Source organism: Sphingobacterium sp. HJSM2_6 (assembly GCF_049316305.1).
GTDB lineage: Bacteria > Bacteroidota > Bacteroidia > Sphingobacteriales > Sphingobacteriaceae > Sphingobacterium.
In genome coordinates this window covers 22,833-44,902 of the sequence record NZ_JBMOXB010000010.1, presented here as the reverse complement: position 1 = coordinate 44,902, position 22,070 = coordinate 22,833, and the positions used below count along the sequence as shown (strand labels likewise).

Here is a 22,070-nt window from a genome sequence, read left to right as displayed (position 1 = left end):
AATATTGAACTAAATTCGCGCTAGAAATATACATCTTATGAAAAAATGGCTTACAATGTTAGGATGCCTAATATCCAGCATTAGCTTTTCCTTTGCTCAAGTGAAATCCCCCGCTGAATATTTAGGTTATCAAATCGGCAGCAAGATTACACCCTATTGGAAAGTTTTAGATTATTATCAATACATCGCCAAAGAATTACCCAACCAAGTAAAAATGGAATCCTATGGTCAATCAATCGAGGGGAGACCATTGCAAATATTTCTTATTTCTTCTGTACAAAACATCAGTAAATTAGAAGAAATAAGAACCAACAATTTAAAGTTGGCACATGCTATAGCCGGAGAAGCTACGTTGAATAGCCCTGCAATCTTATGGATGAGCAATAATATACATGGCAATGAAACTTCTTCTATGGAGGCATCGATGATGACTTTATTTGAATTGGTAAACAATGCTAATCCAACTGCGAAAAAATGGTTAGAAAACACCCTAGTCATCATTGACCCATGTTTAAATCCTGACGGAACAGAACGTTATAACAATTGGCAAAATGGCATTCTTGGCAAGCAGTATAATCCAGACATCTACGCTAGAGAACATCGAGAACCTTGGCCAGGAGGTAGGTACAACCATTATTATTTTGATATGAACCGAGATTGGGCCTGGCAAACTCAACAAGAAAGCCAGTTAAGAGCCGCAATTTATAATAAATGGCTCCCACATGTTCATGCAGATTTTCATGAACAAGGCATCAATTCGCCTTATTATTTTCCACCAGCTGCCGAGCCTTTACATGAAGTAATAACTCCTTGGCAACGAGAATTTCAAACAACCGTCGGAAAGCATAATGCCAAATATTTCGATAGTAAAGGTTGGTTGTATTTTACCAAAGAACGTTTCGATTTACTATATCCTTCTTATGGCGACACATACCCAATTTATTCAGGAGCAATTGGCATGACCTTGGAAAAAGCGGGAAATGGGTCTGCAGGATTAGGTGTTTATACAGACGACAAAGATACCCTAACCTTAGTCGATCGTGCGATTCAGCACCATGCTACAGGTATGAATATTGTTGAAATAACCTCATTAAACGCGAGCAAACTTGTTAGTGAATTTAAAAAATTTGCTGATGATGCCATAGCTGGCAAACTTTCCTCTTACCAGTCTTATATCTTAACATATGATGTACAAAAAGATAGTAAGTTTAGGGCATTGATGAAATTATTGGATCAGAATAAAATTCAATACTACTCTTCAACAGGCACTATAAAAGGTTTAGATTATTTTAGCAAAAAAGAAGTCAGCCACAGCCTGCAAACAAAGGATTTAATCATCCCTGGCAATCAATCTAAAGCTGCATTAATTCGGGTATTATTTGAGCCTGAAACAAAACTATCGGATTCCATTACGTATGATATTACAGCATGGGCCTTACCTTATGTCCATGGATTGCCTGCAATTGCAAGCAAAAACAAAATCGAAAACCTGTCGCCCTATTCGCTGGACCAGGTTTCCAACACCTTAAATTCGACCTTTGGATACGCATTTAAATGGAACGGATTTGCTTCTGCACAATTGGCATCCGCATTATTGAAAAAGAAAGTGATCCTTAAATCATCCGATTATGCCTTCAAAATTGGTTCAGAAGAATTTCCAAAAGGCTCTATCTTATTGATGAAACAAGGAAACAAAAATATTCCGTTAGATAAAATTTTGAAAGAACAGGCCGACGAATTCCAAATAAAAATACATAACATCCCTTCAGGAATAGTGGAAGGAGGCAGAGATTTTGGTAGTTCAGAGGTAAAGACTATTCAAGCTCCAAAGGTGATGATGCTAGCTGGTGAAGGGATACGCGCGACCAATGTTGGTGAGGTATGGCACTTTTTCGATGAGCAACTACAATATCCAATAGCAATGGTTAATCCAAGTGATTTTTCAAGAGTAAAATGGGAAGAAATCGATGTGTTTATCATGCCCAATGGGAATTACAGCTTCCTGAAGGATGCGACACAAAAGCAAAATTTCCAAACCTGGCTAAGCAATGGAGGTAAAGTGATTGCCCTGGAGAGTGCGGTTAATCAATTGGCAACACAAGAATGGAGTAAATTAAAAGCCTTAAAAGCGGATAGCGCTAAAACAACCAAAGTAGATCCTTTAAAGAAATTTGCCGATAAAGAAAGAAAAGCCATGGAAGAATATACTGGAGGGGCCATATACAAACTTACTTTTGACGACTCTCATCCGTTAATGTACGGAACAAAAGATTATTTCACCTTAAAACAAGATGCTAATCTTTACCAATATTTTGAAAATAATGCCGGTTGGAATGTGGGATATATTACCGCAGAATCGAAAATCAGCGGATTTGTAGGGAACAACTTGTCTAAAAAATTAAAAAATGGGTTAATCTTCGGAACCCAAACTGTAGGACAAGGCACTGTTGTTTACCTGACTGATAATATATTATTTAGAAACTTTTGGGAAAATGGTAAGCTGCTGATGGCAAATGCCGTATTCCTTCAAATGAACTAACTCCTATTCTATAAACAAGAAAGGTTTGTCCATCCGACAAACCTTTCTTGTTTATTTTTAGTTCATTTCCGATAATAGATGAATCGCATATTCAATACTATTGACATGATTTATAGCAATGCGCAATTGCCCTTTGACTTCCTTAAGGTTGCTAATGTTTCCATGGTTTTGAACAAAAGCAAGAACCTGATCAAACTTTACCGATTGATAATAACTTGATTTCGGATTATTAACGAAATAGCCTTTCAGCGTTTCTTTTTTGTAGGATATTTTTTCTAAGCCGATCTCCTTCCCTAACCATTGCAACCTAAGCGTGTTGAACAACTCAAAAACTGCCTCTGGAATGGGCCCAAAACGATCTAATAATTCCTGTTCGAATTTTTTAAGTTGTGATTCATCCTTCAATTTCGCGATATCATTATAAAGATTATAGCGTTCCGCTACATTGGTCACATATTCGTCTGGAATAAGTACTTCCAAATCGGTATCTATCTGGGTAAAGGATACATAGGTCCGATCGGTTTCATCAGCAAATAATTCCCCAAATTCATCATCTTTAAGTTCTTGTACAGCCTCATCCAGGATTTTATTATACATCTCAAAGCCTATTTCAGCAATGAAACCCGATTGTTCTGCCCCCAATAGGTTTCCTGAACCACGGATGTCTAAATCACGCATAGCGACATTAAATCCAGAACCTAATTCGGAGAATTCTTCTATTGCCGATAATCGTTTATAGGCCTCAGGGGTTAATGTAGATAATGGCGGGCTTAACAAATAACAAAATGCTTTTTTGTTAGATCGACCAACTCTTCCGCGCATTTGATGTAAATCACTTAAACCAAACATATGTGCATGGTTAATGATGATGGTATTGGCATTTGGAATATCCAGACCAGCTTCAATAATCGTTGTGGCAACTAGTACATCGTAATCATGATTAATGAATTTCAACATCACATCTTCCAATTCGTCCCCATCCAATTGACCATGAGCAATTCCAACTCGAGCTCCAGGCACCAATTTTCGGATTAACATTCCCAATTGAGGTAAATCAGCAACCCGATTATGAATAAAGAACACTTGTCCTCCACGATCTAATTCAAAACTCACTGAGGCTTGAATCAGGGGGTCATTGAACACGTGCAATTCCGTTTGTACAGGTTGTCGGTTTGGTGGAGGTGTAGAAATAATACTTAAATCACGCGCCCCCATTAAGGAAAAATGCAAGGTACGTGGAATTGGGGTAGCGGTCAGGGTTAAGGAATCTACGTTTGCACGCATCACCTTTAATTTTTCTTTGACCGAAACTCCAAATTTTTGTTCTTCATCAATTACCATTAAGCCCAAATCTTTAAACTTAACATCTTTACTAACTAAACGATGAGTCCCTATAATAATATCTAGTTTACCTTCCTCCAATCTTTTTAAGGTATCTTTTATTTGTTTAGAGGTTTTAAAGCGGTTGATGTAATCTATGTTTGCTGGGAAACCTTTTAATCGCTCGGTGAAGGTCCTATAATGTTGTGAAGCTAAAATGGTGGTAGGCACCAATACAGCAACTTGTTTACTATCAGCCACCGCCTTAAATGCTGCGCGTATGGCAACCTCCGTCTTGCCAAAGCCTACATCCCCACATACCAAGCGATCCATAGGATGAGGAGATTCCATATCTCTTTTCACATCCGCAGTTGCTTTTTCTTGGTCTGGTGTATCTTCATAAATAAAAGATGCTTCAAGCTCTCTTTGTAAATAGGTGTCTGGATGAAAAGCATTTCCTGTTTGTGCTTTTCGCTTTGCATAAAGTTGAATTAAATCACGAGCAATATCTTTTACCTTTTTCTTCGTGGTTTTCTTCAGTTTATCCCAAGTATCTGTTCCTAATTTATTCATTTTAGGAATGCTACCTTCTTTACCCGAATACTTCGAAATACGATTTAAAGAATTGATATTTACATACAGTAAATCATTATCTGCATAGATTAAGCGAATCATTTCTTGACTTTTGCCATTCACATCCACTTTTTCCAAGCCTGCATATTTACCTACACCATGGTCGATATGCGTAATGTAATCCCCAGGTTTGAGTTCGCTGAGTTCCTTTAATGTGATCGCTTGAGAGCGTTCATATGCTTTCTTTCGTTTGTATTTATAATAACGGTCAAAAATTTGATGATCCGTATAGCATGCAAATTTTAATTCATCATCACGAAATCCTTCCCGAAGGGATTTATACAGAGGTGTAAAAGTAACGCTCTTATCTAAATCATCTAAAATGGCGTAAATCCGTTCAATTTGTTTGCTGGAATCGGAAAAAATCAGATTCCTTACAGCCTGTTTTTCATTCTCTTTAAAGTTATGAATCAGCAGGTTAAAATCCTTATTGAATGAAGGTTGTGGATGGGTATCAAATTGTAGGACCGCATCCGCTTTATAAAAAAATTGCTTTCCAAATTCAAGAATCGGATGCTCAAACAACATGGAGTTAAAATTCTTATCATCGGTAAAGGTAAATCGAGGATCTACCCAATCTGGATTACTCTTAATATCTTTTTCCGAAAGACCTTTCCAGAATTTGGAGGCATTTTTATAGCCCTCTTGAATAACCTCCAAGGTAAATTGGACATCTTTGACCCACAGAATGGAATTGTCATCAATATATTCTAAAAGGGAGATGTGGTTATTGGACAAAAACTTTGCTTGCACATTTGGTACAATCGTAACTGTATGAATTTTGTTTACAGACAATTGCGTTTCAATATCGAATGTTCGAATGCTTTCAATCACATCACCAAAAAATTCTATTCGATAGGGTAAATCATTAGAAAATGAAAAAATATCGACTATACCACCCCGAATAGCAAATTGGCCAGGTTCATAAACAAAATCGACACGTTCAAAATCATATTCATATAGAAACTCATTTATAAAATCTATACTCAATTTGATATTTTGCGTGATTTCTAAGGTATTCTTTTCAAGATCCAGTCTATTGATTACTTTTTCCGCTATGGCCTCAGGATAAGTAACCACAATCTTAGGAAGATCAGATTGGTGATTTAAGGAACTTAAGGTTTCTGCTCGCTGTAAAACATGGGCGCTATCGATTTGGGTGAATTCAAAAGGCTTACGGTAAGAGGCAGGAAAAAAAAGAATTTGCTTGTCGAATAAACTTTCTAAATCGCTTAAAAAAAACGAAGCATCCTCATGTGTAGGAAGAATAAAGACATTTAATCTTTTTTCTAAAACGTAATGAGCAGCTGCAATTAGTGCATCTGAGGAACCAACTAATCCTTTAAGATGAATTTTAGAATCTCCCTGTAAAATGTGTTGTTGTAATAATTTTACTTGATCAGACCCACTATATTGTATTAATAATTCTTGAACAGTCACTCGGAATATTTTTTTGCAAATCTACGAAAAAATCAATAGGCTAGGAGTTTAAGCGATGTCCCTCCGCAAAATCTAAGACATACTCCATGGGATCTTTGAGGTCAAATTGCAAATCCTCATGCAATTTTTCATAGGATGACAACGCATTTTTAATTCTGCCTTTGACATATTGTTGCAATTTAAACCCAGGGGTTAGACTTGCTGGCTTGAACAAACTTGCATATTGTTCAAACGCTTCCTGCAATATCATCAAGCGACATTCCACTACGCTAAATTTGTCTTTAGTTACTTTCTCATGTTCATTAACCAATCCACTAGCGGTTCTGATGAGTCGAGTTAATTCTCTATAGTTTGAAAATAAGGGTATGTTTTTGATTTGCGATTTTCCATTGTCAAAAACCGCCTCTAAGTTCGCTTTTAGATCTAATATCCTATTTTCTAAATCAGACTCATCTTCTAGCAATTCAAAATGCAATTGCTTTAATAGCATTTTATCTTTATTGATTAGACGCACTAATAATTTGTCCTTTTCCTTATTGGAAAGGTTGAGAACAGCTTCCTTTAAAGCAGCATTTTTGTGTAATGACATAGTTTAAAGTTAACAATAGATTCATGGATATGCAATGTAAATGATACTCTCCCCATATTATTACCAAGCATTAATCGTGTTCATCAGTAATTATTACCATTAAATAGCATTTTAATACCATAAATCATGGTAGTTATTGGTTAATTTTGTGTTAATGAGAAAAATACCTGTTTTAGAGCAATGTACGGTATCCTATTTAGATGACAAGCATTTTTTAGCCGATCATTTATCATATTATTTGCAGAAAAACCATGACTTAGTATTTCCTCATCGGCATAATTTTTACCAATTGCTGATCTTTACATCAGGCAATGGTTTTCATGAAATTGACTTTAAACGGTATGAAATAACTCCAGGTCAAGTGTATCTGATGGGGCCTGGTCAGGTTCATTCATGGATGTTTGAAGGAGAAATAACAGGTTACATCATCAATTTTGATGTAGATTATTTTAAATCTTTACTGCTTCAATCGAACTATTTGGATGCCTTAAATCTTTTTTCATCCAACAACGATGGGGTTTTCGAATTGAATGAAAAGGATTTGTTGGAAATTAGTGCATTAATGAATCAATTGGTTGCATTAAATGTAGGCTACAGCACATTGGATTTGAAACGTTCTTTATTACTTTATATCCTTCTCAAACTGGAGGAAATATATGTACCTACCTTCGCAACTAAAGGAGTCGATTATCAGTTGGTTTTATTAAAAAACTTCCATGCACTTATTGATTTACATTATAAACAATATCATTTGCCTAAAGATTATGCAAATCTATTGTATATAACTCCGAACCACTTGAATGCGGTATGTAAAGAATATTTAGGTTTACAAGCTGGAGAAATTATTCGAAATCGAATGCTTTTGGAAGCTAAACGATTATTAATATTACCTGATTGGAGTATCACCCAAATTGCGTATGAATTGAATTTTAATGATAATTCCTATTTCAGTAAATTTTTCAAAAAGATAGCAGGATTTACGCCTGAAGAGTTTAGAAAATCACAATGGAAATAAATAAAACTATGGAAATGACATATACCATACCCTCAGAACTAAAGAGTGCTATGGCGGGAAAATGCCCAAGATGTAGGACAGGCAATATGTTTGCCTCCCCTATGTTTAGTTTTGGGTCTAAACGTATGCTTGAACGTTGTCCTGCATGCGATTTAAAATTTGAAAAAGAACCTGGATATTTCTATGTGGCAATGTATGTGAGTTATGCACTAAGTGTCGCAGAATTAGTAAGTACCTGCGTTGCAACCTACTTCATTTCAGGAAATCTAGAAAACCCTTGGCTATATATCATTGTAGCCTTAGTCATGTCGCTGCTTCTAGCTCCTGTAAATAATCGATATTCAAGAATCATTCTATTGTACTGGATGACTCCTTTGTTTAAATTTAACCCTAAGGTATTTGAACGTGTAAAGGAAAAGGGACTGTAAGTTCTGAATATAATTTTCCTTATGAATAGACAAGGGCAACAATGTAGAATTGTTGCCCTTGTCTATTAGTTAGCATATGCCTTAATTGATATTAAAGGTGTTAATCCGTTCAGGAAACCAAATCTGCATGGGCGACTTTCCACGGTTATTCCAAAGGAAATAGGGAATGGCTGTTATCGATTTTTCTACTGTTTCAATTTGGCCAGACTGCCCATTCACTTGGGCTACCGGAGCTTTGAATTTGATCGTATTGGCACCTCCCAATAATTCCGGTTGGTATTGCACTTCGAAAGACGTGTTTTCTGGAATTATTAAGCCCGATTTCGCATTGGGGTTATCTACATCTTCTATGGCGTAAACGATAGGACCATACTGCAATGCAACACGACCTTTATTTTGTTTTATTTCATCGGAAGAAACTACTCGTTTCACTTGCATATCTAAATTCAAGGCTATTTTATCACCTTTTTTCCATTTTCTATGGATCTTCAAATAACCATCTTCTTCTGTGGCAGCTACTTGCTGACCGTTGACAAGTAAGGTGTATTTGGTGTCAGAAGCCCCTTTATAATGATAAAGAGATCCAGGCACAGGTGATTTCAACCAGCCCGGTATGCGTACGTATACGGCAAATTCCTTCGCTTTTTTAGGACTAACTTCTACTTCCATTTGACCTTGATATGGATAATTGGTGGTTTGCTTAATAAAGACCATATTCTTATCCAAATTGACTGTTGTTTCAGATCCAACGAATAAATTAACGTAAAGATCAGAGGCGCTTCGACTGTAGATATAAGATCCTAAAGAAGAAACCAAGCGGGCAATATTAGATGGGCAACATGCCGTACCAAACCATTCACTACGTTCATAATCTCCGTTTGATGCTAAGGGATTCCCATAGAAGAAACGATCCCCCGAAAGGCTGATTCCGTCTATTGCCGCATTGTACAATGTGCGCTCTAACACATCGATGTATTTTGCTTGGGCGGAAAGCATATTCATTTTTTGATTCCAAAAAACCATACCTACCGATGCACAAGTTTCGCAATAAGCAGACTCATTAGGAAGATCATAGGGTTTTCCAAAACCTTCATTGGATCCTTGTGCTCCAATTCCCCCAGTGATATAATAATGCTTATTCACCACATCATCCCAAATGGCATCCATGGTTTGAATATAGCCTTGATCCTTATTTTCTGCAGCAATGTCCGCAATCCCTGTATATAAATACATAGCGCGGACGGCATGTCCTGTTATTTTACGCTGTTGGCGCACGGGGATATCGTCTTGCGCATATTCAGGTGCTTTCCACTCATCCCAAATTTTCCCTACTCCATAGCCTTTACCACGTTGGTCCACAAACCAATCGGCCAGATCAAGGTACTTTTTATTTTTAGTTTGATGGTATAAACGCATTAATGCCAACTCAATACCCTGATGGCCTGACACCCAAGGTTTATTTTGCTGTTTGAAATATTGATCAATATGATCCGCAAATTTGATAGCTACGTTTAATAATTTATCTTTTCCTGTCGTATTAAAATAGGCGATCCCAGCTTCAATTAAATGTCCGGCACAATAATCTTCATGACGCTCCATATCTTTCCAACGTCCATCTAATCCAGTTAAAGTGTAATAGGTATTGAGGTATCCATCTTTCTGCTGAGCTGCCGCTATCTTATCTATCCATCCATCGGTATTTTTTTCCAAATCGGCATTGGGAAAGTTTTTCAACGAATAAGCAATCGCTTCTATCGCTTTATAAACATCGGAATCATCGTAATACATTCCTTCATGCTTACCTTTTCCTGAAGCTACATTTTCAAAATTCCGAATCCGTGCAGTTTTATCCTCAGTATATGAAACACAGGCATCTAGGGTTTGGTTCGCGACTTTATCTAATTGAGGGGACCAAAATTTATCATCGATTGCAACTTGTGAAAAATTGATGGGATATATCTTGTGCGTGGGGTCTTGAGCAAAAAGTTCTAATGTTAAGAAAACCACTGAAGCAGAACAAAGGAGTTTCTGTATCATAATTTAATAAATTTAGTAATTGAACAAAAAAAAACGGGAGTTTGATGTGGTTAATTCCATCAAACTCCCGGTTAATTTACCAGAAAATAGTATACAGGGCGGCTGTAATACCCAGTACTAACAATGCGCCGATAGCAAAACTTGTGCTGGTTTTGAACATGGACTTGTCCACTTCCAAACCATTAGGCACAACGCCTCTTCTTTGGTCAATGATCGAAATAATATACATTCCTATCAAACAGAATATGAATACAAATCCTACACGATCAATAAATGGAATTTCATATATTCCATTTATAGGCACAGAAAATCCTGTAGACGCTAGGAACGATAGATCTATAAATTTAGGTAAGAATTTCAATACGATTGACATTAAGAACCCGCCAATGGTTGCAAATAATGCTGCATTTGAGGTAGTTTTCTTCCAGAAGAAACCCAATAAGAACATGGCAAAAATACCTGGAGAAACGAATCCTGTATATTCTTGAATATATTGGAAACCACCTTTTTTATCAATCCCTAAATGAGGTGCAATGATGATCGCCAAAATCATAGAAACCACAATCGTGATTTTACCTACATTTACTAATTTTCTTTCAGAAGCGTTTCTATCAAAAATCTTTTGATAAATATCTAAGGAGAATATGGTCGCAACTGAATTTGCTTTGCCAGCTAAGGACGCAACCACTGCAGCAGTTAACGCAGCAAATGACAGTCCTTTTAAGCCTGTTGGTAATAGACTCAATAAAACAGGATAAGCTCGGTCAGGATTTAATTCTCCGTTAGCCAACATTTCCTCTTGAAATTTACCATCGTTGTAAAGAACATAAGCCGCAATACCAGGTAATACCACAATCAAAGGCATCAATAATTTCAATACAGCAGCAAATAATAATCCGTTTCTTGCTGTAGAAAGATCGGCACCTAAAGCGCGTTGAGTGATGTATTGATTACAACCCCAATAACTTAAATTAATAATCCACATACCACCGATTAAAACGCTCAATCCTGGCAAATCAATGTAATTTGCATTATCAGGTTGAAGAATCATATGGAAGTGATCAGAAGCTTTCTCATGCACAATATTGAAGCCTTCTAAGATTCCTTGACCACCAAAATGATCAGACACTAAATCTAAGGCTAAATAGGTTGTCGCTAAGCCTCCTAAAATTAAAAAGAACACCTGAATCACATCGGTGTACCCAATAACTTTCATTCCACCTAGGGTGATGATAATCGCAAATACGGCTAACCCGATCATACATAACTGAAAGTCTAAGCCTGAAATACTGGAAACCGCTAGTGCACCCAAGAATAAAATGGAGGTTAAATTCACCACGATGTAAAGCAACAACCAGAATACTGCCATAATCATAGATACGGTACTATTGTAGCGTACACTTAAAAATTGTGGCATGGTGAAAATCTTGTTCTTTAGGTATACCGGCAAGAAGAAAACAGCAACAACAATAAGTGTAACCGCAGCCATCCATTCATAGGTAGCGATGGCTAATCCAATTTTAAAACCGGAACCACTCATCCCAATAAACTGTTCCGCAGAAATATTGGAGGCAATAAGCGAAGCCCCAATAGCCCACCAAGTTAAGGAGCCCTCTGCTAAAAAGTAGTCTTTGGAATCACCTGAAGCAGATTTCTTTTTATAATAAATGTATAATCCATACCCTGCTACAATAACGAAATAGCAGAGAAATACAATATAATCTTTAATATCCATAGCCTTATTTCACTGAAAATTTATAAACGGATTTGGTTGAATAAGTATCACCAGGATTGAGTACCGTGGAAGGAAAATGAGGTTGGTTTGGAGCATCTGGAAAATGCTGTGGTTCCAAACAGAATGCTGTACGGAAGCTATCTTTAACGCCATTTTTAAGCGTTACTTTTTCCGACATAAAGTTCCCACTGTAAAATTGAATCCCTGGCTCTTGTGTATAGATATCCATCACAATACCTGATTTATCACCACGTACCGAAACTGCATAGTTTAATCCATCCACTTTTGTATCGTTCAAAACAAAATTATGGTCATACCCTTTACCAAATTTCAATTGCTCGTTCTCTTGCTCGATATCTTTACCAATGGTTTTGCTGCTGGTGAAATCAAATGGAGTTCCTTTTACATCTGCTAATTCGCCATTAGGGATTAAGGTGCTGTCTACAGGAGTATATTTATCCGCATAGAATTTAATCTCATGGTCTAATATTGAACCACTTCCTTCACCGTTTAAGTTAAAATAAGCATGATTGGTTAGGTTAACCACGGTCTTCTTGTCTGTAGTCGCTGTATAATTAATTGTTAGCTCATTATTCTCTGAAAGGCTATAAGTGACTTCCATCGATAAATTTCCTGGAAAACCTTCTTGTTTATCAGGTAAGGTGTATTGAAAAGTAACTAATTTTGAATTCGCTTCTTTTACAGTCCAATTGGCAAAATGAAGACCTTTTACACCACCATGAAGGGTATTAGGTCCATTGTTGGTAGGTAATGTAAATGTTTCCCCATCGAGAGTGAATTTTCCTTTTGCAATACGATTTCCAAAGGGTCCCACAATAGGTCCAAAAAATGGTTCTTCGGAATTATGGTATTGAGAGGCTTTATTAAAGCCCAACACAACATCTGTTAAAGTTCCATTCTTATCCGGTACCCATAGCCCAACGAGACGTGCTCCAAAATTTGTTAAATAGGCAGTAGCACCCTGCGCATTCTTTAAGGTATAAAGCGATGCCGTTTTTCCATCAATAGACTCGGTAAAACTGGTAGAATCTAGTGCTATTACTGATGTGTCTGCTTTTTCATCATTCTTAGTGGAATTAGGCTGTTGACAGTCCGTGAATCCCAGAATGCTAAAACCAAGCAATAGGTTAGCTAAGTTCTTTTTCATTTTTATAGTTTATAATTGATTCATTTAAATAATTTGCGTGCCATTATCTGTGGCCACAAAAATTGCTGTTAGTTCTAAATTAAATTTTTCTTGATACGCAGGAGCAATTCGACTGACTAAATGTTGTCCAGCTCCTTTCTTGAGAATATTGATGGTACATCCACCGAATCCTCCTCCCATCATTCGAGCACCGACTACATCATCCATAAGTTTTGCCTGATCTACTAAAAAATCAAGTTCTTCACAACTGACTTCATATTCTTTTGATAATGCATCATGTGCTAAAAACATATGTTTACCTAATTCAATGATATCGCCTTGAATTAACGCCTCACATGCTTTATTTAGCCGGATGTTTTCTTGAATGACAAATCGGCTTTTTATGTAGATTTCTTGATTTATGGGAGCAACTAGCTCATCCAGCATTTCCATCGTAACATCGCGAAGACTTTTTACAGTCGGGTATTTTTCTTGTACCCAAGAAACAGCTTGTTCACAAGCTTCTCTTCTATCATTATAAGCCGAGGAAGCCAATGAATGCTTTACATTGGTGTTTAACAACACAATTTCATAATCTCCTAATGCTAATGGAATATGCTGATAACTCAAATCTCGACAATCCAATCGGATCACATGACCAGTTTTACTTAATACGGAAGCAAATTGATCCATAATACCACACTTCACGCCAGCGTAAGTATGTTCTGCTAATTGACCTATTTTGGCAATGCTGACACGATCTAAACCTAAATTATATACATGGTTCAGACCATATCCAACAGCACATTCTACCGCGGCAGAAGAGGATAAGCCTGCTCCAACGGGTATATCACCATCAATATATAAATTGAATCCAGAAATGGTTAAATTTCGTTCTAATAACTGATTAACAACACCTAATATATAATTAGGCCAACTGATTTGAGTTGGTGCAATTTCTTCGATAGTCGTTTGAAAGGACTCTTTAAAATCTTCAGCATACAAATGAATTTCATTGTCGGAGCGTTTACCTAAAGCCACATATATCGCTTTATCGATGGCCGTTGGTAATACAAATCCTTCGTTATAATCTGTATGCTCTCCAATGATATTAATTCTGCCTGGAGATTTAGCAATTACATCGGGGTCCTGCCCATAAAGCTCTTTATATCGAGTATTAATCTGATCTCTCTCAATCATGTAAATTATGCTTGTTTGTAATGTATATCGGGTTGACTTTTTATAATTTCTGCAGCGCGCTCAGGGGTAATATCACGTTGAGGACTCGCCAGCATCTCATATCCTACCATAAATTTTTTAACAGTGGCCGAACGTAATAATGGTGGATAAAAATGCATATGCCAATGCCAAAATGCCTGGTTATCCAAATTTACTGGAGCTTGGTGAATTCCGGCTGAATACGGAAAAGAAGTTTCGAAAATATTATCGTATTTGGTCGTTAAGGTTTTTAATGTTTTTGCCAAATCTAGTTTCTCCTCTTCAGTAAATTGTCCAATATGTTGCCTATGTTTTTTACTGATTACCATTGTTTCAAATGGCCAAGAAGCCCAAAATGGCACCAATGCTACAAAATGTTCATTATCTATGATAATACGTTCTTGTTGTTTAAGCTCCAAGTTGATGTAGGAGGATAATAAGGACGTATGATGGGTTTCAAAATACTGCTGTTGTTGTTTTTCTTCCTTGAGGATTTCAGTAGGAATAGAAGCTTGTGCCCATATCTGTCCATGCGGATGTGGATTACTACAGCCCATAATGGCTCCTTTATTTTCAAATATCTGGATGTATTTAATCCATTCGACAGCTGCTAAGGCCATAAATTCACTCTGCCATAAATCGACCACCTTTTTAATATCGTTTAATGGCATTTCCGGAAGCGTAAGATCGTGTCTAGGCGTAAAAGCAATCACTTTACAAATGCCCCGTTCGGTTTCCGCTACTAATAAGTCTTCTACATTTATATCAGCAGGTTCAGTATCCTTTAATAATGCGGAGAAATCATTTACAAAAACATAACTGCTTGTATATTCCGCATTTACATCTCCATCTGCTCGTTTATTTCCTGGACACAAATAGCAGGCAGGATCGTATTCTGGCCGAGCATCTTTTGCAAGAGTTTCCACTTGCCCTTGCCATGGCCTTTTACTTCGGTGCGGAGAAACTAATATCTTTTCACCAGTAAGAATATTTAACCGTTTGTGGGGAAGATCATTAATTTCAAACATGACTATGGTTAAAGTATAACATTGTTTTAGCTGTATAAGTTACAAAATCAATTAATTGGATGTACTAGGACCATGTATTTTCAACTGCCCTTCTTTCGTGATCTCTAATGGATCTATAAATACTAATCGTTGATTTCCAGTTTTTGATGTTCGCGCATGGTAGACACAATATATTTTTCCGTCTGCGGCAAATAACAGTGAATTGTGTCCTGTACCAGTCACATCGCCACCATTGCTTGTATTTTTCTGTAATATAGGATTCGTAGTGGACTTCTTGAAAGGCCCTAATGGACTTTTTGAGGTCGCATAGCCAACTGCATAATTTTCTCCTGCAAAATGATTGGCAGAATACATCATATAGTACGTATCGTTATGCTTGAATAAATAGGATCCTTCGGTCCAGCGTCTATTAATTTCACCAGAGGTAACCGATCGGCTTTCCCACTCGGCCTGTTTATCATTCATTTTCACTGGAGGTCTTAGTAACAATTTGGGCTTTCCAACTACTCCAGACAAATCTGATTTTAATTCTACACCGTAAACCCAACTTTCTTCAATTTCCTTATACATCCCTTTATCTTTCGCCCATTGTGCAATTTCAGATTCGACGGGATGCTTATAGCAGCACCTAGAATAGTATAAATACATTTTACCATTATCGCCAATAAAAACGTTTGCATCAATAATCGGGTAGCCTGGATCAAATAAGGGTGCGCCAGTAAAATCTTCAAAAGGACCTGTTGGTTTGTCGGAAACTGCAACTCCGATTTTATAATTTTCTAATTCATTATTTGGATTGTCCTTCCAATGCGCAGAATAAAACATATAGTATTTATCTCCCCACTTATAAACTTCAGGAGCCCAAAAATCCTTGATCCCCCAGGCTTTTTCTTGTACATTGCTGTATGCTACACCTGAATGTACCCAATCTTTGAGATCATTGGAAGAATAGACCACAAATCCATTTGGAGTTCCACCGGTGCCAAACATATAATATTTACTACTATCGGCATCAAACAAGATATAAGGATCCCCAAAAGGGATATTCAATGGATTTCCAGGTAAAGTTTGCGCTACTACTTTGGATAATAATCCCTGACCCATCAGCAGCATTGTAAACAGCAGAAAATGCCTAACTGCAATGGTTTTTAGCGAATCAACTCTATTTTTTTTCATCATAATCAGTGCGTTCAGATTTAAAAAACTACTTTATAGTTGGCTTTTTTACAGGGTTGAGGGTTGGAATTCCATTTGATATATTGGGCCAACCATCTTTCCACATCAGCTCTCCTAACATTAACATCCTTCTATTTGTGCCATTTGCAAGCTTTCCTTGCTTTTTATCAATAGCATGGTAATAAATCCATTCTTTACCCGCAGCATCTTTTATTACTTTAGAGGTATGACCTGGACCTGCAATTAACTCATTTCCACTCAATATTAAGGTTCCTTTTCCACGTGTTTTTAAGTCAGCCCCATTTTGATCACTATAGGGCCCCAAAATATTTTTTGATCGCCCTACTAATACATGATATTGACTATTTGCTCCTTCACAACAGGACCCTTTAGAGCCTATAAAATAATAATAAGAGTCTTTTTTATAGATGGTTACCGCTTCAAAATCACCTGCTGCAATCTTAACCTTATGCTTATTTTTTATTTTTCTCCCATCTGCAGTTAACTCAATAGCAAATGTGCCTTGATTTTCATGATCGCTGAAACTGCCCCAAAAAAGGTAGTTTTTACCCTTCTCTGCATAAAAAAATGGATCTATTGAATTCGGCACATCGATGTCTTTACTATCAAACAATTTTCCTTGATCAACAAAAGGACCTTTTGGACTATCCGAAATTGCTAATCCAATGCCGGGGTTTGGATCCCCCCATGTAGATAGTGAATAGTATAAATAATATTTTCCATTGAGCATATTGATGTCAGGGGCCCATATTCCACCGTTTTTCTTCCAATTAGGACGTTCTTGGAAAGCTGTACCCACTAATCTCCATTGAACCATATCGGCAGATTCTAAAATGGGAACAAGCAATGATACTCCACTATTGTCCATTTTATCTTGAGTACCATATGCATAAAATAAATTCGTATTCGGATCTTTTAATACCGTAGGATCAGCCAACACAGGTTCAAAAACAGGATTTTTAAACGTATTAAGATTAGGGAGTGTGGAGTCAGGAACGGCTACACTTCTTGAATTGGAGATACTAGAACAACTAATGTTGATCATTATAAACAATGAAAACAGGACATAATTCATGTGTTTTTTTAAAATCCCCATCTTTAATTCTTTAGTAGTCTAGGCGTTAAATAGTTGGAATCAATCTGCATAACCTCTTCATTGTTTATCTTTTTAAAGGTTATAGTACTAATATACATTATTCGAGGATGAATTTTCGTCTGACTATGGTGGGCGTGGAAAACCACTCGCCAATTTCCTTCTTTATCTTTAAATGTTGCACTATGTCCAACACCTACTAAGTTTTTAGGTTTTTGAAGGATGGGATTATGTGCATATTTGGTCCATGGTCCTGTAATTTGATCGGCCGTAGCATAACCTATACCGTAAAATGGGCTTTCATAACTATTCCCAGAGTAAGTCATAAAGTACTTTTTCTTATGCTTTATAATAAATGGTCCTTCATTTACCCTAGGCCATACCTCTTCCCATTTTTGTGAAACATGAATGCAGGGCTTTTCAGTACCTTCTTTAATAGATAATAGATCGGGTTCCAATTCTGCAATCCACACATTCAACCCATCGTTAAATCGGTCATAAAGCATATACGGTTTACCATTGTCGACATACAGACTATTATCAATACATTTCTCATTGGCGATCATGGGTTTCTTAATATCTTGTGTGAACGGACCTAAGGGATGATCTGCAACTGCGACACAAATATGCTCTTCTGCAGAGTAAAACATATAGAATTTACCTTGGTAATAATGAACTTCTGGAGCCCAGAACCATTTCTCACCCCATACATCCCCTTTCTTTAGAGCCATTTTTTGTTTTGGTTCTTTCCAATTCATTAAGTCATCAGAGGTATAAACATCTATGCCATTTGGATTTGAAGTCCCATATGCATAGTAGGTTCCATTATGAAGTAAAATAAAGGGATCGCCAAAATATACAGGACTATTTAAACTATCAGATAGTGCACACTCTTTGTTGGAATTTACCTTAGCATGTGTATTGAGGTTAAAGAAAACGATAGTTAGCAAAAGGAGACAAGTAGCTTTACAAAATAAATGCCGTTGACTTAGAGCCCTAAAAACAGGAGAATATACTTCCATTTGACAGTTTACTGGTTAGTTTTAATAAGTTTATTTGAATAGAAAGTTTACTAATTTATTAAACTAAAACGATTATTCATACAGTTTTAATGATTATTTTACAAAACTGCTCATTCTATTATCTCTTGATTAAAGCTAACACTGCATGGCTGTTTGACAGCGAAATTCGGAGGTAGTAGGTTTAAAAATAATCATAGATCTTTCATTAGTATAAGTTAAAAGTAAATAAAACCTGTGAGACTATGCTAGAATAAATTAAATAGTACCTCAAGGAGGCAGGGTTTTTAATAACTGGTTTTTTCTTATAGGGACAAAAAAAATGTCACCAAAATATGGGTGACATTCCTTCGAATATGGGTTCGAAAAATAACGTTTACTACTTTAAGCAGTTACTAATTCAAAAATAGTAATTTCTGGAGCTATTCCCACACGACCTGGATAACCTAAGAAACCATAACCTGTGTTCACATATAATTTGGATTGTCCCTCTTCGTATAGACCTGCCCACTCTTTATAGATATATTTAGCCGGACTCCATTGAAAATGCTCTCCTCGGACACCAAATTGCATTCCATGTGTATGACCAGCAAACATCACGTCTACATCTGTCTCCAATACTTGAGCACGCCAGTGAGAAGGATCATGTGACAATAATAATTTCACTGCTTTATCTTCAGTTCCCATTAGTGCTTTCTTCAAATCTCCTTTCTTTGGAAATCTTCCAGTACCCCAATTTTGAACCCCTACAATGGAAATTTCGTCACTACCCATTTTTATTGTTCTATTCTCATCCATCAACAAGTCCCAACCCATCACTTTTTGAGTATCAATGATGCTTTTTAGATTTCTACTTTTCTCAATAGAATCATTTTTTCCATAATAATAATCACCATAATCATGATTACCTAAAGTTGAGTAAACTCCTAAATCTGCTTTTAGTTTTGCAAAGATGTCTTGATAATCCCTCATCTCGTTGGCAACATTATTCACCAAATCTCCAGTAAAAAATATAGCATCAGGTTTTTCGTTTAACAACATTTCAACACCGCCTAAAACTGCTTTTTTATTATAAAAAGACCCCGAATGAACATCAGAAATTTGTGCAATTTTTAACCCATGAAAAGATTTCGGCAGGTTTGGAAGAACTAACTTTTGTCTTCTAATTCGATAATCATAAGCTGTTGAAATAACCCCCCAAGCTAAAGGTACCATTGGTAATGCTGCGACAACAATTCCTGATTTCAATAAAAATTCGGAACGTGAAATTCCTTTCTTAGCAACTTCTGGCAAAGGTTTATCAATATCATCAATCCGTTCTTCACTAGATTTAGTTTTGTCAGGATTAACTAATCGAGAAATCCATACTCCTCCTCGTCTTATATCATCTATAATTAGCACGACAACATAAACGAATTTACTAACGGCAGTCAAAAAGAAAGCAACTAGTATTATCGATCGTACAGCTAATGGAATAGCATACTGAAATGAAATAAACAATCCTGTTAACAATGCAATAGAATAGCCCCACCACAAAAAGGCGAACCAGCGAGTTCTCATGAATTTGATATTCGTTGCCCTTAAGGCAAAGAATATGTAAAAATCCATTACAAATAATATGAAAGCGTTTAGTTTAAGCATATTTTAATTTCCATTTTCCAAAACCATTCTTTTCAAAGCTTCAATCCACATAGGATTATCATTTAAGCTTTCTACCATGTGTACTTCTTCACCACCCATCTCTTTAAACTCATTCGCATATTCCACTTGAATTTCATCCAATGTTTCTATGCAATCGGAAACAAAAGCAGGGCTGAAAACTAATAATTTCTTCTTCCCTTCATTCGCAAGTTGATGTAAAGTATCAGAAGTATAGGGTTGAATCCATGGTGTTTTCCCTAACCTAGATTGAAAACAGACGGTATATTTATCCTCTGGGATATTTAATTTCTTGACTATAGCCCTTGATGTGGCATAACATTGGGAAAGATAACAGAAATTATTAATTTCTTTTTGACATGAGTCACATCCAAAATCTGGACATTTCAATTCTTTTTTAGGGTCAATCTTCCCAAGTTGACGTACAGGTAATCCATGATAACTAAATAAGAAATGATCATAATAAGCTAAATCATGTTTTTGGGCATGTTCCGCAAACACATCCACCATTAACGAATTATCGCAATAACTACTTACAAAATTTAGTTTAGGAAAATATTGCCATTTACGTATAATTTCCATGACACGGTCGATAACCGAACCAGAAGTCGCTGAAGCATATTGTGGAAAAAGTGGAATTACCAACAAAGAATCTAAAAACATGCTCTCCAGTTTATCCAATACACTTTGCAAAGAAGGTTCCTGGTAACGCATAGCTAATTCTACCTGATATTCTGGACCCAAAGACTCCTGAAGCATTTTTTGCTGTAACTCACTGTAATACATGAGTGGAGAACCCGTTTGATCATCCCAAATAGTAGCATATGTTTCTGCAGATTTAGAGGCTCTTTTCGGCACAATAATACCTTTCACTAAAAGATTTCTTGAAATTGTTGGAATATCCATTACTCGTGGATCCATTAAGAATTCGGTCAGGTATTTTCTTACTTCACTGGTAGTTGGTGCATTAGGAGTACCAAGTTGCACCAGAAGCACACCCTTTTTTGCTTTGTTACTCATACGTAGCACAAAAGTAACATTATTTATAGCAAAAGGAGTTTTGCGGTTTAATTTTAAGAGACTGAACTATTGAATTTTAAATTAAGATGACGATTACATCCCTTCAATGGTTTCTTTTACCTTTTTCATGAGCCACATAGGGGTTGAAGTCGCCCCACATATTCCCACGGTATCATTTGATGAAAAGATATCGGCGGTTAATTCATTTGGATCTGACACAAAATAAGTTTGGGGATTTACCGATTGGCACACATCAAAAAGCACTTTTCCATTAGATGATTTTTTACCGGAAACAAATATTATTTTATCATACTGTTTTGAAAAATTCTCCAAATCCTCGTATCTATTGGATACTTGGCGACAAATGGTATCATTTGCTTTTACCTCATACCCTCTAGCTAACAACTCGTTTTTAATAGCATAAAACTTATCGACGCTTTTCGTTGTTTGACTATAAAGTGTGAATTTCGATGGTAAATCGACCTGATCTAACTCATCAATATCCTGAAAAACAATAGCCTCATTATTTGTCTGCCCTTGCAAACCAATTACTTCCGCATGCCCATGTTTTCCAAAAATTAGTATTTTCTCTTGGTCATCGTGAGAGGTTTTTATTCTATTCTGTAATTTCAATACCACAGGACAAGAGGCATCAATAAGTGTAATATTATTTTCTAATGCGAATTTATACGTTTCAGGCGCTTCCCCATGAGCACGGATTAACACTTTTTCATTTTGAAGATCTTGCAAATCCTCATGTGAAATAATTCGAAGACCCTTCGCTTTCAATCGTGCTACCTCTTCATCATTATGCACAATATCCCCTAAACAATACAAATAACCATCCTCTTCCAAAATCTCTTCAGCCATATCAATAGCGTATACTACTCCAAAACAAAATCCGGAATCCTTATCGATAGTTACTTGTAGGTTTTTTGACATAATACAAAGTT

Annotated in this window: 16 protein-coding genes; 3 read left to right on the top strand and 13 right to left on the bottom strand. The window is 36.5% G+C overall.

The window, feature by feature from the left end; translation table 11 throughout:
* Positions 1-37: 37 nt before the first annotated feature.
* A complete protein-coding gene (locus tag ACFRAE_RS10290; RefSeq protein ID WP_422797070.1) occupies positions 38-2,539 on the top strand; it encodes a M14 metallopeptidase family protein in 2,502 nt (833 codons plus the stop codon).
* Between the two features lie 57 nt (positions 2,540-2,596).
* Here ACFRAE_RS10290 and mfd read toward each other — a convergent pair whose 3' ends face one another.
* Together mfd and ACFRAE_RS10280 are read right to left on the bottom strand one after the other, a co-directional pair.
* The gene (gene mfd / locus ACFRAE_RS10285) at positions 2,597-5,932 is read right to left on the bottom strand and encodes a transcription-repair coupling factor (protein ID WP_422797069.1); all 3,336 of its coding nucleotides are present in this window, start codon (positions 5,930-5,932) and stop codon (positions 2,597-2,599) included.
* Positions 5,933-5,972: 40 nt separating this feature from the next.
* The gene (locus tag ACFRAE_RS10280; RefSeq protein ID WP_422797068.1) at positions 5,973-6,521 is read right to left on the bottom strand and encodes a hypothetical protein; all 549 of its coding nucleotides are present in this window, start codon (positions 6,519-6,521) and stop codon (positions 5,973-5,975) included.
* 154 nt (positions 6,522-6,675) lie between these two features.
* Here ACFRAE_RS10280 and ACFRAE_RS10275 point away from each other — a divergent pair, with 154 nt between their 5' ends.
* Positions 6,676-7,536, top strand: a complete 861-nt coding sequence (locus tag ACFRAE_RS10275) for an AraC family transcriptional regulator (RefSeq protein ID WP_422797067.1) — start codon at positions 6,676-6,678, stop codon at positions 7,534-7,536.
* Between the two features lie 8 nt (positions 7,537-7,544).
* Positions 7,545-7,964, top strand: a complete 420-nt coding sequence (locus tag ACFRAE_RS10270; RefSeq protein ID WP_422797066.1) for a DUF983 domain-containing protein — start codon at positions 7,545-7,547, stop codon at positions 7,962-7,964.
* A gap of 81 nt (positions 7,965-8,045) precedes the next feature.
* Here the strand turns inward: ACFRAE_RS10270 and ACFRAE_RS10265 are convergent, their stop codons facing one another.
* The 11 genes from ACFRAE_RS10265 to ACFRAE_RS10215 all read right to left on the bottom strand — a co-directional run bounded on the left by ACFRAE_RS10265 (position 8,046) and on the right by ACFRAE_RS10215 (position 22,059).
* Positions 8,046-10,001, bottom strand: coding sequence for a glycoside hydrolase family 127 protein (locus ACFRAE_RS10265; RefSeq protein WP_422797065.1), 1,956 nt, complete (start codon positions 9,999-10,001; stop codon positions 8,046-8,048).
* 76 nt (positions 10,002-10,077) lie between these two features.
* Positions 10,078-11,736 (bottom strand): sodium/sugar symporter, encoded by a 1,659-nt coding sequence (locus ACFRAE_RS10260; RefSeq protein ID WP_422797064.1) that lies wholly within the window; start codon positions 11,734-11,736, stop codon positions 10,078-10,080.
* Between the two features lie 4 nt (positions 11,737-11,740).
* Positions 11,741-12,904, bottom strand: coding sequence for an aldose epimerase family protein (locus ACFRAE_RS10255; protein ID WP_422797063.1), 1,164 nt, complete (start codon positions 12,902-12,904; stop codon positions 11,741-11,743).
* Between the two features lie 24 nt (positions 12,905-12,928).
* Positions 12,929-14,083 (bottom strand): galactokinase, encoded by a 1,155-nt coding sequence (galK, locus tag ACFRAE_RS10250; protein ID WP_422797062.1) that lies wholly within the window; start codon positions 14,081-14,083, stop codon positions 12,929-12,931.
* A gap of 5 nt (positions 14,084-14,088) precedes the next feature.
* On the bottom strand, positions 14,089-15,129 hold the full coding sequence (locus tag ACFRAE_RS10245; protein ID WP_422797061.1) for a UDP-glucose--hexose-1-phosphate uridylyltransferase: 1,041 nt from the start codon (positions 15,127-15,129) through the stop codon (positions 14,089-14,091).
* A 51-nt stretch (positions 15,130-15,180) separates the two neighbouring features.
* On the bottom strand, positions 15,181-16,308 hold the full coding sequence (locus ACFRAE_RS10240; protein ID WP_422797060.1) for a glycoside hydrolase family 43 protein: 1,128 nt from the start codon (positions 16,306-16,308) through the stop codon (positions 15,181-15,183).
* A 25-nt stretch (positions 16,309-16,333) separates the two neighbouring features.
* Entirely contained in the window at positions 16,334-17,371 is a 1,038-nt protein-coding gene (locus ACFRAE_RS10235) for a family 43 glycosylhydrolase (protein ID WP_422797059.1), read from the bottom strand.
* 53 nt (positions 17,372-17,424) lie between these two features.
* Positions 17,425-18,369, bottom strand: a complete 945-nt coding sequence (locus ACFRAE_RS10230; protein WP_422797058.1) for a glycoside hydrolase family 43 protein — start codon at positions 18,367-18,369, stop codon at positions 17,425-17,427.
* Between the two features lie 453 nt (positions 18,370-18,822).
* Positions 18,823-20,079 (bottom strand): metallophosphoesterase, encoded by a 1,257-nt coding sequence (locus ACFRAE_RS10225; RefSeq protein WP_422797057.1) that lies wholly within the window; start codon positions 20,077-20,079, stop codon positions 18,823-18,825.
* Between the two features lie 3 nt (positions 20,080-20,082).
* Positions 20,083-21,117, bottom strand: a complete 1,035-nt coding sequence (gene hemH, locus ACFRAE_RS10220) for a ferrochelatase (protein ID WP_422797056.1) — start codon at positions 21,115-21,117, stop codon at positions 20,083-20,085.
* A gap of 93 nt (positions 21,118-21,210) precedes the next feature.
* On the bottom strand, positions 21,211-22,059 hold the full coding sequence (locus tag ACFRAE_RS10215) for a 4-hydroxy-3-methylbut-2-enyl diphosphate reductase (protein WP_422797055.1): 849 nt from the start codon (positions 22,057-22,059) through the stop codon (positions 21,211-21,213).
* Between the last annotated feature and the right edge of the window lie 11 nt (positions 22,060-22,070).